Below are 13,884 nucleotides of genomic sequence, written 5' to 3' on the forward strand. Positions count from 1 at the left end.
AGTTAATCTTGACTTGGCCCAGGAGGAGGAATTACGCTGAAAAAGTAAAATCATTTAATTAAAACAGCGAGGTGGACTAAAATTCTCGGCAGGATTAAAGATCGTTTTACCTCTATTCGGGCCGTTCTTACGGTGCTTGCCTTTCTCGGCATCGTCTCTGCCATCGGCACCTTTATCCCGCAGAACCCGAACGACCCGCTCTTCTACACCCAAAAAGTATGGGCCGAACGTAGGGCAGCTAATCTTATCCCTAGGACTTAACAACCTTTTCCGCTCCTGGTGGTTTGCCGCTGCCGAGATCTGGCTGGTCATCAGTCTGGTTATCTGTACCTACTGCCAAGGCCAGTTCGCCCTGCGTTTAAGCCGGCGCGATTCCAAGCGGGGCTTGGGCGCCTGGGGGTTAACGGTCCTTCACGTCGCCCTGATCTTCATCCTTATAACGTTGATCTTCACGCCGCGCGTCCTTAAGGAAGGCCGAGCGCTCGGGCCACCGGGCCAAACCGTGGCGCTCACCACCCAGGGGTTCCCCTTCGACCTCTAGATAAAGGACTTTAAAATTACTTACTACCCGGACGGCACGCCAAAACAGTTCGTCACTCAGTGCATCCTGTTCGAAAATGGCCGGCCGGTACGGGAAGCCACAATCTCTGTTAACCACCCCCTCCGCTACCGTGGCGCCAAAATATACCAAATGGATTACAACTGGCTCCTGCGCGGGCACCTTACTGTAGAAAAGAAAACGTTACCTTTCGAAATCGTGCCCGATAGACGGCCGTACCCCATCGACCAGCGCCACCTGCTGCTTACCATTTTCTACCCAGACTTCGCCTACGATCCTAACGGGAACCCGGTTAGTCGGTCGCAGCAGCCGCGTAACCCTCACGTCCTCTACGTCCTTTACGAGTAAAAAAGGCCGGTAAAAAAATGGGCCTCGTCCCGGTGGGCCGCGAAGAGCAGATTCCCGGGGGCACCCTTAGCTTTGACGCTTTTGCCCTTTGTACGGGCCTTCTCGTAAAGCAAAACCCGGCGCTACCGTACACCTTCACCGGTTTTGCTCTCGCCACCGCCGGCGTCATGGCTTACCTCATCTTTAACCCCCGGCGGCGTGGCCCGGTACAAAACCAAAACGGTAACGCGCCCGCTACGCAGATTTAAACTATACCGTCAAACCAAGGGAGGTGTGTTTCACCCGTGTACACCATCGAAAGCAATTGCTTCACCCTCGCCTTCATCGCCTACGTTCTTTCGCTAGCGGCCTTCTTCTCCTTTTTTGGACGCGGAGCGAACGCTCCGCTAAACTCGGCTATTGGCTCACCGCCGCCGGCCTGCTCCTTCACCTGGTTAGTCTCACCACCAGGAGCATAGCGGCCGGGCGCTGGCCTTTCGCCAACCTTTACGAATTTATCAAGCCTCATGACCTTCGGTATCGCCATTGGCACGCTCATCGTCGGGCTCCGCTACCGCATCACCGCTACGGGGATTTTTGCCACCCCAGTACTCGTCGGCCTCATGGCCTACGCTTTTCCATTAAAAAGGCTCCGGAATCCCTGGTCCCGGCGTTGTAAAGCTACTGGCTCCAGTTCCACGTCGCCACGGCCATCCTGGCCTACGGCGCCTTCGCCCTTTCCTGCGCCTTAGGCGCGATGTACCTGGTGAAGGACCGACCCGGTGCACCGGAAGCGGGGTTGCGGGCGCTGATTCCCGAAACCGGCCGCCTCGAACGCCTGATTTACGGGACGATTGCCTTCGGTTTCGCCTTCCAGACCCTCCTCATCATTACCGGCGCGGTCTGGGCGGAAGAGGCTTGGGGCGCCTGGTGGAGCTGGGACCCGATGGAAACATGGGCGCTCATTACGTGGATTGTCTACACCTTCTACCTGCACGGCTGGACGCAGGGCTCCTGGCGGGGGCGGCGGGGCGCCTGGCTCGCTCTCCTCGGTTTTATCGCCGTCCTCTTTACTTTGATCGGCGTGAAGTACCTGATGAGCGGTTTACATAGCTATGAATAATCAGGCTATAAAAGCCGCTGGTTTTATCCCGGCCTACTTTATTAAAAAAACTGGCCCCGGTCGCAGAGATTAGCCCTGCACCGGGGCCGCTTGTTTTAAAATGTAACCGGCACCACCTAGGTTGAGCATCGGGAGACTAACCCGCCCGGCACTTCAGCCTCTGCCGCCCAACGCCTCAACCCAAACCGTGAATCTAACCCGCTACACCTATTTCTTCATCAGTAAGGTAGCAACCTGCGTCGGGCGCCCAGAAGTCGCCGTAAACCGCCTCCGCCCGGGCCCGGAAATTGCCGTTACAGATTTCGAGCCAGCGGCAGGCGCCACAACGCCCCTTCAAGAGCGGTTTGCGGTTGCGGAGCTGGTTAAGAAGCCGGTTATTTTCATCGTACCAGATCGCCCCGAAAGACTTCTCCCGCACGTTACCGAGCGGGTGGTTTTGGGTGAATTGATCGGGATAAACGTTGCCGAACCAGTCTACCGCCCCGATACCGCTGCCGCTCCGGTTGCCACCGGTCCGCGCAAGCCACGCGTAAACCTCTTCGGCCCGCGCCGGATTCGTCTGGCGCAGCTTCAGGTAGATGTAAACCGCGTCCGCGTGGTTATCGACGGTGAGAATCTCTTTCCCCAGTCCGCGCCGGACAAAGTCCGCCGTCCGCTCGATGATGCGGTCCACAACCTGGCGCTTCGTCGCCGGGTCCAGGTCCTCTTCCTGCAGGCTCCGGCCGCGGCCTACCGTCACGAGGTGGTAGAAACAGACCCGGTTTATTTCTTCCTGTTCCACCAGGTCGAAAATCGCCGCAACATCCCGGTAATTTTCCCTGGTAATCGTGAACCGCAGCCCGACGCGCTGCCCTACCGCCACACAGTTCTTGATGCCCGCAAGTGCGAGTTTAAAGGCGCCTTTCACCGCTCGCATCCGGTCGTTAAGCTCCTCCAGTCCGTCGAGGCTGATACCAACATAGCCGACACCGGCTTCTTTAATCCTCTGGGCCACCTCGCGCGTGATGAGCGTCCCGTTAGTCGAGATGACGGGCCGGATACCACGCTCCCGCGCGTAGTTTATCAGGGCAAAAAAATCAGGCCGCAACAGCGGCTCCCCACCCGAGAAAAGCAGTACCGGGACATTCGCCGCCGCCAACCCGTCGATAAAGCGCTGCGCCTCCGCCGTTGTAAGCTCCCCCTCCGCCGGCCCCGGCGTAGCGCTCGCGTAACAGTGCCGGCAGCGGAGGTTGCACGCCCGGGTTGAGTTCCAGACTACCACCGGGCCCACGGGGCGCTCCCGAAAGTGGTAACGCAGCGCGTCCCCCGCTTCTTCCTGGCCCGAAAGCATCTTCGAAATGCTAAGCACGCTCTACCTCCTCATTAAGACACCGTCACTTTCTTATATCACCGGCCCGCTGGATTCGTCAATACAGAAATGACCTTATTGTGCCGCACGAGTTGCACGATAAGGCGCGCGTCGGTTGCACCGACTGCCACTTCCAGGTGGTCCACGCGGCGATTGCCGAGCGGAACGTGATTTCGCGGCCCGGCTTCACCAACTATGCCGACTGGACGCCGCAAAGTGTCGAACGGGTAGCCACCATTCCAGCACGGCAGCCGACGATGTGGGTCTGCCTCGATTGTCACAAGACCGCGAAGCCCAACACGCCGTGTAAGGCTTGTCACAGCGATCCGCAGAACTGAAGCGCGCCCTTGCACGATCGGCCCGATTTCCTCTCCATCCACGGGAAGGAAGGCCGCAAGAATGTTGATCTCTGCGCGCGTTGCCACGCTAACCGCGAGGGCATGAAGTTTGCTGAGTCCGGGACCGGCGACAAGATCATCGACTTCGAACGCGCCACCCCGCTCTGCTATGATTGCCACCTGAAGCGGCCGGCCTTCCACGGCAGCAACTTCATGTCGCAACACGCCAATGCCGCGAAGACGAAGGGCTTGCTTAACTGCTTCGCGTGCCACAGCATTGAGCCACCGAAGCCTGGGCAGAACGTCACGGGTACCTATTGCAACAACTGCCACTGGTTCCCGGTAAAGAAAGCTGAAGCTCCCGCTCAGCAACAGCAGAAACAACAGCAGCAACAGTAAAAAGACTGGGGAGCTAATTAGGGTAAATCCAGGCAGCGTAGAAATGGCACAGAGGGTACGTTGCGCGCGAAAGGGGTGCCTTTTAAAAAAGGTGCCCCTTTTAATTTCGGCCCTTTCTCGCTAGTCTGTCTCGATAGAAGGGCATACCCTACCCCCCTCTCTCATATCTTGTTACCGAAGGGAGGGATCGGGAGTGCGGAAGAGCAAAGAACTTCTCGGTATGCCGGTGGTGAGTCTCGAAGAAGGCCTCCGGGTGGGCCGGGTAACCGGTCTGGTGGTCGATCCCGCGGCTAAAACCGTCGCCGCGCTCATTGTTGAAAAAGGCGGCCTTTTCCGGGAACAGCGCTTTATCCCCTTCCCGCAAGTTTACAGTATCGGCGCTAACGCCGTTACCTTGCACCGCTCGCAACAGGCAGCCAAAGAGGTAAGAAGTAAGAGCCAACACTTTGGCGGAACCATTAGCGCCAAAATAAAAAATCTGCGCCGTCCGGCCCAAAAGCCTTCTGAAGCAGAAAACTCTGGCGAACTAATACAAAACGGGGCAGGTGACGATCAATCGAAGAGCTTCGATACGGAAAGGTCTTCGTGAATCCGGATGATCGCCTCGCCGAGAAGGGGTGCTACCGAGACAACCGTTATCTTATCAAGCATCTTTTCTGGCGGCACGGGGATGGTATTTGTCACCAAGATCTCTTTGATGGCTGGGGTGCTAAGGCGCTCAACGGCGGTCCCGGAAAAAACCGGGTGGGTACAGAGCACGTACACCTCGCGGGCGCCCCACTCGCAAAGCGCCTGGGCCCCTTTGGTAATCGTTCCCGCAGTATCGATAATGTCATCCACCATCACCGCCGTTTTTCCCTTAATCGGCCCGATAATATTCATTACTTCCGCCTCGTTAGACTCAGGGCGCCGTTTATCAATCACCGCTAGCGGCGCACCCATCCTCTTGGCAAGCTTACGAGCCCGGACCACCCCGCCAACGTCCGGCGCCACTACCACAACGTCTTCGAGTCCCCGCCGCATCAGATGCTGTGCCAGCATCGGGCCGGCAGGCAAATGATCAACCGGAATATCGAAAAAGCCTTGGATCTGCTCGACATGAAGGTCCACCGTCAGTACCCGGCGGGCCCCTGCCGAGGTGATAAGATTAGCGACCAACTTCGCCGTAATCGGCTCCCGCCCTCTAGTCTTCCTATCCTGACGCGCATAGCCGTAATAAGGAATAACCGCCGTTATGCGCCGGGCAGAAGCGCGCCGCAAGGCGTCAATCATAATGAGCAACTCCATCAGGTTCTCATTAACCGGCCAGCAGGTGGGCTGGATAACGAACACATCTGTGCCCCGGACATTCTCGTTAATCCGGACCCAGATTTCCCCGTCAGAAAAGCGCCCAACCGCCGAATCACCTAAGGGCACGCCCAGGTAGTTGCAGATTTCTTCCGCTAATTTATGATTGGCGTTTCCCGAAAAGATCCGCATATTCTTATGGCGGGAAAGCATGGGTACGCTACCTCACTCTCTTCCTTTCTTTTTTACCCAGTCGGGAATGTTTCGTTGCCGGCCCCGGGCAATCCCTAGTGCCCCTGCAGGAACATCCTTAGTAATAGTTGAACCTGCCCCGATATAAGCCCCCTTTCCTACCCGAACAGGGGCCACAAGATTAGTATTGGAGCCGATGAAGGCCTCGTCTTCAATCACCGTCTGCCATTTCCGCTGCCCGTCGTAATTACAAGTGATAGTTCCTGCACCCACATTCACCGACCGGCCGATTGCCGCATCGCCGATATAACTTAAGTGCGGAACCTTGCTACCTTCCCCGATAACCGATTTCTTCACTTCAACAAAACCGCCAACCTTTGCCCCTGAGCCGATAACAGTACCCGGGCGGAGGTAAGTAAAAGGGCCCACCGTAGCGCCGTTCGCTACCGTGGTTCCTACAACCACTGCGTTATATACCGTTACCCCGTCTCCCAGTTGAGAAGCGGTTATCCGCACCCAGGGCCCGATACAGCATTCGGAGCCGATCACCGTTTCCCCTTCAAGGAAAGTAAAGGGATAAATGATCGTATCTGGTCCTACAACTACACCCGGGTGGATATACGTGGCCTGCGGGTCTACTACCGTGACGCCCGCATCCATTAGGCTCTCCACCACCCGTTGCCGGATAACCTTCTCCGCTACGGCAAGCTGGCGCCGGTCGTTTACTCCCAAAAACTCCGTCGCGTCCGGAGCCTCCCAGGCCGCAACAGGGGCCCCTTCCGCGCGTAAGAGCCGGATAGCCTCGGGGAGATAATACTCCTTCTGGGAGTTATCCCGAGAAATTTGCTTTAAAACAGCAAAAATGGCTGGTTTAAAACAGTAGATGCCGGTATTAACCTCGCTAACTGATAGTTCTTCTTCTGTGGCGTCGCGGTGCTCTACAATACGCAAAACGTTACCGTCCTGATCCCGGATCACCCGACCATAGCCGGCCGGGTCCGCAAAACGAGCCGTAAGTACCGCCGCTGGCGCCCCTTGCGCCTGGTAATAAGCATAAAAATCCCGGAGTGTCTCCCCCCGCAGGAGAGGAGCATCCCCGGGCAAAATGATAATATCTCCCTCGTAAGTTTTCAGAACCTCCTCGGCCTGTAGCAGCGCGTGGGCCGTCCCGAGCTGCTCTTCCTGAAGTACCACTTCCGCCCTTTCGCCCACCGCCGCGATAACTTCTGCCGCCCCGTAGCCGGCAACTACAATAATCTTTTCCGCTCCCGCCCCAGCGGCCGCATCAAGCACAAAAGAGAGCATCGGCCGACCCGCCACTAAATGAAGCACCTTGGCCTTACGCGACTTCATTCGGGTCCCTTTTCCGGCTGCCAAGACAACCGCTGCTAAACCCACGCTGACCTGTCTCCTTAAGGATTAACCTGCTAAGAAGATTCTATGCCTCGCACCCCGGAAACCCTACTGCTGCAGCGCGCTCTTATAAGCGCTCAAAACCGCCTCCTCGAGCTGGCGGCGCGCATCGGGAGTAATCGGGTGGGCTACATCCCGGAAATCGCCATTGGGCCGGCGCCGACTCGGCATCGCCACGAAAAGCCCGCTCTTCCCTTCCACCACCCTAATATCGTGAACGACAAAAGCATCGTCGAAAGTAACCGAAACCACAGCTTTCATTCTGCCTTCGTTGAGTACTTTGCGCACTTTTACGTCCGTGATCTGCATGTCCTTTCCTCCTCAAAAGCTTAACCACTACACCAAAAATTTCGCCAAACCTCTAAGGATTCCTCTCAAACCTCAGCGAAAAATATCTTTAAATTTTATTACCCCGCAAAGAGGAGCCTAAAATAGCCGAAAAATATCATTCACTCCCGCATGGGGCTCTCGTTTAGTTTTTCAGGAGTAAGTAATTTCAAAATTTAAGAAGAAGAATACCCTATAATTTTAGGCGAATATTCTTTGTAATATCTTGGTAATATCTTGCGCGTTCGTATCCAGAGGGAAAAGGGCCGGTGCCCCCCCGGGCCGCAAACCCGTTGGCCGGTCCGGACGACCGGGGGTGGGTTCGACTCCCACTTCCCTCCTCCAGTACGCGGTTAAACCACTTTTCCCGGCCAGTGGATGCGGCTGGGAAACTATTAGACCCCAGGACCCTTAGACCCTCCGCCGCAAGTACCCCGTTTGACAAACAATCAAGGTGCTGATATGCTATGAGTAGCACAAGAAGCGGGACGGGCACAAGACGGAGTGGGCAACTTTTTTTTGGGGGGAGAAAGAGTGCCAATATTTGAGTTTCGTTGCCTCGCGTGCGGAAACCTCTTTGAAAAACTTTTCCTTGACACGAAAGAAGAAGTAGAAATCAAGTGCCCCGATTGTGGTTCGGAAGCCTTCGAGCGGGTAATTAGTAAAACCAACTATGTAATGGGCCTTGGGAAAGGCGCCGATAAGCCCAAGCTTACGAGCAAATCCTGTAGCCCGGGAAGTAGTTGCTGGACTCTCGAGCTACCAGGGTACGGTGATTAGGCTTTATGGGCTACCAGCCTCTTCAAAAGGAAGTAACTAAGGAAGCGGTCTGCCCCTTTTGTGGTCTTGCTCTTGAACGACCGAAGGAATTGCCCGGCGAAAGGGTACGGGCGATGCCTCTCGGGCAGTGTTCGGGGTGCGGTGCTGTTTGCGCCTACGATGCTACGGGGCATAACCTCGGTGCCGCCTTCAGCGAAGCACTTGTTTTCGCTTGTAATGACGACTGGGGGCTCGCTTGGAACCTCCTCCCCGACGAAGATTACCTCCAGGCGGTGGTCGAGCGGTACGACCTCGAAACTAACCGCGTTGTTCCTCAAGGCACTCTTGGCGACAGGCGAGTGCGAGGCGCCCTCTTCTTCGTCAGACTGCAGGAAGATATCCAAGAGCTGACCCGAAATGCCGTCCAGCAAAAGCTGCGGGCCGCTCGGCCCGCAACCCCAAGGCCAGGTGCTCCCGAACCGCCGCCGGATAAAACAGCCGCTGGGTCGCTTTCCAAGAGAGAGGTTGAAGCGCTGATAGCTGATTACCAGTTGGATCCGGTTATCGCCGCGGCCCGCCACGACCGAAAAATAATGCGGCATCTGCAGCGCCTTCTCTGTGCTGGCGATGAACTGGTCCGCCTGCGGGCCGCCGAAGCCCTGGGTAAGGTAGCTGGAGCGTTGGTTACCACCGACCCGACGGCGGTAGTTTCCGTCTTCCAGGGGCTTTTCAACCACTTCGCCGATTCGAGCGCTTCCAACTGGGGGAGCGTGGACGCCATCGGCGAAGTTATCGCCAACGCACCAGACCTTTTTGCCGGCTATATCGCAAAGCTCTTTCCCCTCTTAACCGAAGAGTCGGTACGTCCCGCAGCCGTGAGAGCGCTCGCGCGCATTGCCGCGGTCCGGCCTGATGCCGTTCGCCGGCGCATCTTCTTTCCTCTCCTGCCTTTCGTCCGGGATAAGAACCCGCAGACAAGAGGCTATATAGCCCTGCTTCTCGGTCGGATGGGCGGGTCTGAAGCGCGGCAACTCCTGGAAATGCTCCGGGACGATGTAACACCCGTGGAGATTTACGAAGCGGGTAGAATGGTAACCAAAACCGTGGGTCAGATAGCAGATGAAGCCTTGACCCAGCTTAACGGGTAAAAGCTCTGTAGGTATAAAGGGCGCGCGCCACAAACGCGCCCTTTACTTTTTTAGGCCAACTCTCCCCTGATAAGCGCTTCAGCCGGCGTCTGCAACGTCTTGGCAACCGAAATGAGCAGCGACGCCCGCTCTGCTGCATCAGGAAGGTTAGCCTCCGCAAGCAACAGCGCCGATAAACGGTAAAGCTCCCGGTAAGCAGCATCCAGATTGAAGGTGGGATACTCTTTGCCTCTTTCAAAGCTCGCCTTCCAGCATACCTGGGCTCGGCCCCGTACAGCCACCGGAATTCCGTAAACCCGGCAGGTTACGGGCCGGTGCGGGTAAAGCATACATTCATCCTTTGCGTTAAGGAGGGGACACCTCACTCGTTGCCGCGACAGGGCGTAGGCCTGCATCACGGGATCATTAGTGTAGTAGTTAAGTCTCTTCTGTACTAAGCGGATTTCTTCCTCTGCCTGCTCCGCCCGCCGGAGGATTTCCTCCTGCACCGCCGCAGGAAGCTTTCCAAAGTAGCTTCTGAGATAGACCGCCTCGACTAAAAAAAGGCCGAAGACTGCGTAGCAACAATCGGCACAACCGCGCGTACACCTAACCGCTGCACTATAATCACGCTGTATCTTCGCAAAAGTTGCGTCGGCAGCAGCATTTATCTCCTCGTACGCCGCAAACAACTCTTCAAGCACCACTTCCATCCTCTCGTGCCGAACGGTAAGGCTCGATTTCCTGCAAAAACTCCGGATGCACCGGAAAACCGTATTTTACCGCCAGATCTACATGCTCAACCGCCTTCGCATAATCCTCCTTCATGTAGTACGCGCAGGCTAAATTGTTATGCCCCAGACCGAAGTTAGGTGCCATGGCCACTAACTTCTCGCCGATCTCAATCGCCTTGTCCACATCGCCCTTCTGCAGGTAAGCGCTTACCAAATTGGCCCAGGCCTGGACGATCTGGGGGTTAAGTTCGATCGCCTTTTCTAGCGCCGCGATCGCCTCGTCCGTCCGGGCCATTTGCAGGTAAGCAAACCCGAGGTTAGCATAACCCCGGGCGTACCGGGGCTCAATTTCAATGGCGCGCTGGTTAGCCAGCGCTACCCGCTCCAGGTCACCCCATTTAAAATAGATGTAGCCAAGGTTCACAAAGGCTTCGAACATCCGGCCGCCGCTTTCAATCGCCTCCTCAAAGTAGGCGGCAGCCTCGTCAAGACGGCCTTCCTCCATGGCTTTAACGCCCAAATTGTAAAGCGCCGTAGAACATTCAGGGTTCTCGCGCAGCAGCCTTTTCTGCTCTTCAATAAAGGTTTCCGCATCCTTAGGCGTTACCACGTACCGTCATCCCTTCCCATATCTTTCCCCTCCCGTTGATCAAGCATGGAGGCTGCCCGCCACCAACAACGAGCAGCCCCCTAACAGGTTCACAGAAATTCGGTACAACGCCACCGAAGGGCCATTATTCTCCCTTATCGGTGGTTTCTCCTTCCCGACCGGCCAGGCAGTACATCGTCGTGCTTCCGGTGGAGAAGTAGGTGATCTTTCCCTCGGCAATAAGCTCGTTGCATACCTTCTTTACGTCCCGAAGGCTAGCGTCCGGAAATTTTTTCTGGATAGCCTTCTGGAGCTCGTTGAAGTAATGCTTCGACTTTTTTGCCTGGGTAAGATACTCTACCACGATCGCTTTCATTTCTTCCAGCGACATTTAACGTCATCTCCTTAGTGCCCTGGGGGCCTTATTTTATGCCACCCGCCGCTTTTGATACTGCCCAAGCTGCATCTGTGTACTTAAAGAGGGTGCTGGTCCGGTAGGTGTCGTAAGCCAGACGGTAATCGTCGACGAGGTGATCCGTGAACGGCAGCTCGCACAACTCGAAGAACTTCTCCCAGCCGATGCGCTCCGCCCATTCACCGAGCCGCTCGTACTTGTTAGCGTGGGTCGCATAAGTTTCGACGATCTTCCGGATAGTCTTGCACACCTCGGGGTAGCGAGGGAAGTTATTCGGCAGGAACGGCACGATTACTTTCGAGAAGCGCGGCTGGCTCTTCCGGTTGGAGAGTTTACCGCCGGCGAGAAGCACGACGCCGTCGCCCTCTTTATCGGCCAGCGGGAGCGCAGGGCACATCGTGTAGCAGTTGCCGCAGAACATACACCGATCCTCTTTGATCTTCACGGTCTTCTTTCCGTCCGGGGTGGTCGCCGGGGAGATAGCGCCGAGCGGACAAGAAGCAATTACTGTCGGGATCTCGCAGAGCTTCGCAACAAAGTCATGGTCGATCATCGGCGGTTTGCGGTGGTAGCCCAGCATCGCGATATCGGAGCAGTGCACCGCGCCGCACATGTTGAGGCAGCAGGCCATCGAAACACGGAGCTTCGCCGGTAGCTTCATGCTCTGGAAGTAGTCAAAGAGCTCATCCATAACCGCCTTCACGATCGACGAAGCATCAGTTGCCGGCGTGTGGCAGTGGATGTAACCCTGGGTGTGAACGATATTGGTGATGCCGCAACCCGTGCCGCCAATCGGGAACTTATAGCTGCCGCAGTACTGCTTCCGCTCCTTAAGGTCCGCTTTCAACGCCTCGACCTTTTCCAGGCTGTCACAGAGGAACTCAATGTTGTTCCGTGTGGTGAAACGGACGTAGCCGTCACAGTATTTGTCGGCGATATCGCAGATCTCACGCAGCAGTGCTACGCTCATGATCCGCATGCCGCCACAACGGACGGTGTAAACCTTTTCGCCCGTCTCGGATACGTGCATCAGAATGCCTGGTTCGAGGATCTCGTGGTAGAGCCACTTACCGTAATTCCGCTGGATGATGGGCGGGAAAAAGTCCCAGTAATACCGCGGCCCAATATCGGTAATCCGGTTTTCCCTGGGTTTCTCCGGATTGTAAACGCCGTATCTCGTCGTAGATAGACCCATTGCGATACCTCCTTATACTTCCTTATCTGGTATGCCTGGTTCTGAAATCGTTGATGTCTCTCTTGAACCCGCCCGGCACGTCCTCTTCCTTCCACGAGATGTACGGGTTCTCCCGCGGCTTCCAGACCATCTGCGGTATTACCGGCACGCCGAGAACCTCGCAGAACTTTGGCAGGCCCATCCGCTGGATCAACTCGCCAAGGCGCTCGCGGTTCTTGCCGTTATCCGCCCACCATTCGAAGACCTTATCCACAATCGCCTTAATGTTGTCGTAAGGCGGTTCCACTTCCATAAAGGGGATCGTCAACACCGACATCTGGGCGCCCTCGAGGATCGGTGCCTTCGCACCGAAAAGGAGGCTAACACCCGTATCAGTACCGGGCCGGAGTGCGCGCGGCATAGTGTTGATGCAGTGCATGCAGCGGACGCAGTTTTTATCGTCGATTCTAAGCTTGTTGCCCTCCATCCACATGCATTTGGTCGGGCAGAGGTCGATGACCTCCTTCTGGATATCGAACTTACCCCAATTCCTACCGGCAAACGCACCCGCGTTGGGCGCAATCTCCCCGGCAATGTAAGCCTGAACCGCCTCCTGATCGATCCGGATGCTATCCCGCCACGTGCCGATCACCGACATGTCTGCCCGCGCGATTGAAGCCACACAGCCGTTAGGGCAACCGTCAAACTTCATCTTGAACTTATAGGGGAAAGCGGGCCGGTGCAGTTCGTCCTGATAGTGCATGGTCATCTCGTAGCACATCTCCTGCGTATCGTAGAGGGCGAACTCGCACCGCGCCTTACCAAGACAACAGGAAGGCGTCCGCAGGTCGGAGCCCGAACCGCCGATATCCTGGCTTAGGTGGTGGGCCATTTCCTGGAAGATCGGCTCGAGCTGCTCAGTCGTGGTGCCGAGGAAGATGATGTCACCGGTGGAACCGTGCATATTCAGAATGCCGCTGCCGCGGAACTCCCAGAGGTCTGCCATCGCGCGGAGGAAGTCGGTCTTATAAAATTTACTGGCAGGCTGGTTAATCCGGATGGTATGGAAGTGAGCGATAGCTGGGAACTGGTCAGGCAGGTCGCAATACCGGCCGATAACGCCACCGCCATAACCGCTGACGCCGACGATACCGCCGTGCTTCCAGTGAGTCTCACCGTGCTCAAAGGAAAGCTCGAGCAGGCCCAACAAGTCTTCACACACCTCGCGCGGGGTCAGCATCCGGTCGTCAGATAGTTTCCTTCTACGGTAGGCCTCGAGCTTTATATCTGCAACAAAGCTCGGCCACGGCCCGGACTCAAGCTGCTCGCATTTCGGAATATCGTGCTTTATCTTGAAATTCCTAAGTTCTTCATCCGAGGGGTTCTGCAACTCTTCATCAGTATAGATGCGGAGCTCCTGGTAGTTTATTTCTTTCTGGGGAACTTTTGGCCCTGGGGGGTTGAATTCCTTAGACATAAGCTTAATCAATACCTCCCTCATTAAACTAAGTTTGCGAGCTGTGGGAAACGGAAGACTACAAACTTTTCGGCTTGCACCCCCCTCCGCAACTCAACTCAAATGAGACCAAGCAAACTATCGCGAAGTCAAATAAGCCTCGCTCTTTAGTAAAGGGTCAGTTGGTGAAGATCGAGAGGATTGCTCCAAATCGTACAAATTTAAAATCGTATAAATTTCAACAAAGTGTTTAAGAATGATATAATACAGAGGTCAAGAACTTGTCAACTGTCAAAGTAACAAAGACCGAGTCAAGC

Annotated in this window: 17 protein-coding genes, 1 tRNA gene and 2 pseudogenes; 11 read left to right on the forward strand and 9 right to left on the reverse strand. The window is 55.9% G+C overall.

Going from position 1 to position 13,884, the window contains the following annotated elements:
* Positions 1-136: 136 nt before the first annotated feature.
* From ACUVTA_RS03755 to ccsA, 5 genes and pseudogenes are all read left to right on the forward strand, one after another.
* The gene (locus ACUVTA_RS03755; protein ID WP_445951638.1) at positions 137-541 is read left to right on the forward strand and encodes a cytochrome c biogenesis protein ResB; all 405 of its coding nucleotides are present in this window, start codon (positions 137-139) and stop codon (positions 539-541) included.
* Between the two features lie 63 nt (positions 542-604).
* Positions 605-664: pseudogene (locus tag ACUVTA_RS03760) on the forward strand (hypothetical protein); the annotation flags it as partial.
* Positions 665-691: 27 nt separating this feature from the next.
* Complete coding sequence (locus ACUVTA_RS03765; protein WP_445951639.1) at positions 692-907, forward strand: hypothetical protein; 216 nt, start codon at positions 692-694, stop codon at positions 905-907.
* Between the two features lie 17 nt (positions 908-924).
* On the forward strand, positions 925-1,155 hold the full coding sequence (locus ACUVTA_RS03770; RefSeq protein ID WP_445951640.1) for a hypothetical protein: 231 nt from the start codon (positions 925-927) through the stop codon (positions 1,153-1,155).
* A 422-nt stretch (positions 1,156-1,577) separates the two neighbouring features.
* Positions 1,578-2,009: pseudogene (ccsA, locus tag ACUVTA_RS03775) on the forward strand (cytochrome c biogenesis protein CcsA); the annotation flags it as partial.
* Positions 2,010-2,202: 193 nt separating this feature from the next.
* Here ccsA and ACUVTA_RS03780 read toward each other — a convergent pair.
* A complete protein-coding gene (locus ACUVTA_RS03780) occupies positions 2,203-3,357 on the reverse strand; it encodes a radical SAM protein (protein WP_445951641.1) in 1,155 nt (384 codons plus the stop codon).
* Positions 3,358-3,437: 80 nt separating this feature from the next.
* Between ACUVTA_RS03780 and ACUVTA_RS03785 the strand changes: the two genes are divergently transcribed.
* From ACUVTA_RS03785 to ACUVTA_RS03795, 3 genes are all read left to right on the forward strand, one after another.
* The gene (locus ACUVTA_RS03785) at positions 3,438-3,695 is read left to right on the forward strand and encodes a hypothetical protein (RefSeq protein WP_445951642.1); all 258 of its coding nucleotides are present in this window, start codon (positions 3,438-3,440) and stop codon (positions 3,693-3,695) included.
* A gap of 9 nt (positions 3,696-3,704) precedes the next feature.
* The gene (locus tag ACUVTA_RS03790) at positions 3,705-4,094 is read left to right on the forward strand and encodes a hypothetical protein (protein ID WP_445951643.1); all 390 of its coding nucleotides are present in this window, start codon (positions 3,705-3,707) and stop codon (positions 4,092-4,094) included.
* 193 nt (positions 4,095-4,287) lie between these two features.
* Positions 4,288-4,683, forward strand: coding sequence for a PRC-barrel domain-containing protein (locus tag ACUVTA_RS03795; RefSeq protein ID WP_445951644.1), 396 nt, complete (start codon positions 4,288-4,290; stop codon positions 4,681-4,683).
* Here ACUVTA_RS03795 and ACUVTA_RS03800 read toward each other — a convergent pair.
* From ACUVTA_RS03800 to spoVG, 3 genes are all read right to left on the reverse strand, one after another.
* Positions 4,647-5,573, reverse strand: a complete 927-nt coding sequence (locus ACUVTA_RS03800; protein ID WP_445951645.1) for a ribose-phosphate diphosphokinase — start codon at positions 5,571-5,573, stop codon at positions 4,647-4,649. The genes ACUVTA_RS03795 and ACUVTA_RS03800 overlap by 37 nt on opposite strands.
* Before the next feature lie 33 nt (positions 5,574-5,606).
* Positions 5,607-6,971 carry a bifunctional UDP-N-acetylglucosamine diphosphorylase/glucosamine-1-phosphate N-acetyltransferase GlmU gene (gene glmU / locus ACUVTA_RS03805; RefSeq protein ID WP_445951646.1) on the reverse strand — a complete coding sequence of 455 codons (1,365 nt, stop codon included), beginning with the start codon at positions 6,969-6,971 and terminating at the stop codon, positions 5,607-5,609.
* A 63-nt stretch (positions 6,972-7,034) separates the two neighbouring features.
* A complete protein-coding gene (gene spoVG, locus ACUVTA_RS03810; RefSeq protein ID WP_445951647.1) occupies positions 7,035-7,295 on the reverse strand; it encodes a septation regulator SpoVG in 261 nt (86 codons plus the stop codon).
* A gap of 271 nt (positions 7,296-7,566) precedes the next feature.
* On the opposite strand from spoVG, the gene ACUVTA_RS03815 reads away from it, so the two are divergent.
* The 3 genes from ACUVTA_RS03815 (at position 7,567) to ACUVTA_RS03825 (ending at position 9,220) form a co-directional block, all read left to right on the forward strand.
* Positions 7,567-7,658: transfer RNA gene (locus ACUVTA_RS03815), tRNA-OTHER, on the forward strand.
* Between the two features lie 189 nt (positions 7,659-7,847).
* Positions 7,848-8,093 (forward strand): FmdB family zinc ribbon protein, encoded by a 246-nt coding sequence (locus ACUVTA_RS03820; RefSeq protein WP_445951648.1) that lies wholly within the window; start codon positions 7,848-7,850, stop codon positions 8,091-8,093.
* Positions 8,094-8,098: 5 nt separating this feature from the next.
* The gene (locus ACUVTA_RS03825) at positions 8,099-9,220 is read left to right on the forward strand and encodes a DVU0298 family protein (RefSeq protein ID WP_445951649.1); all 1,122 of its coding nucleotides are present in this window, start codon (positions 8,099-8,101) and stop codon (positions 9,218-9,220) included.
* A gap of 50 nt (positions 9,221-9,270) precedes the next feature.
* Here ACUVTA_RS03825 and ACUVTA_RS03830 read toward each other — a convergent pair whose 3' ends face one another.
* The 5 genes from ACUVTA_RS03830 to dsrA all read right to left on the reverse strand — a co-directional run bounded on the left by ACUVTA_RS03830 (position 9,271) and on the right by dsrA (position 13,588).
* A complete protein-coding gene (locus tag ACUVTA_RS03830; protein WP_445951650.1) occupies positions 9,271-9,912 on the reverse strand; it encodes a YkgJ family cysteine cluster protein in 642 nt (213 codons plus the stop codon).
* Positions 9,896-10,543 carry a tetratricopeptide repeat protein gene (locus tag ACUVTA_RS03835; RefSeq protein WP_445951651.1) on the reverse strand — a complete coding sequence of 216 codons (648 nt, stop codon included), beginning with the start codon at positions 10,541-10,543 and terminating at the stop codon, positions 9,896-9,898. The genes ACUVTA_RS03830 and ACUVTA_RS03835 overlap by 17 nt, the downstream gene beginning before the upstream one ends.
* A gap of 124 nt (positions 10,544-10,667) precedes the next feature.
* Positions 10,668-10,913: a dissimilatory sulfite reductase D family protein gene (locus ACUVTA_RS03840; RefSeq protein WP_445951652.1), complete on the reverse strand. Its 246-nt coding sequence runs from the start codon at positions 10,911-10,913 to the stop codon at positions 10,668-10,670.
* A 31-nt stretch (positions 10,914-10,944) separates the two neighbouring features.
* Complete coding sequence (gene dsrB, locus ACUVTA_RS03845; RefSeq protein WP_445951653.1) at positions 10,945-12,132, reverse strand: dissimilatory-type sulfite reductase subunit beta; 1,188 nt, start codon at positions 12,130-12,132, stop codon at positions 10,945-10,947.
* 22 nt (positions 12,133-12,154) lie between these two features.
* Complete coding sequence (gene dsrA / locus ACUVTA_RS03850; RefSeq protein WP_445951654.1) at positions 12,155-13,588, reverse strand: dissimilatory-type sulfite reductase subunit alpha; 1,434 nt, start codon at positions 13,586-13,588, stop codon at positions 12,155-12,157.
* Positions 13,589-13,884: the final 296 nt, after the last annotated feature.

The organism is Thermodesulfitimonas sp., from assembly GCF_052743955.1.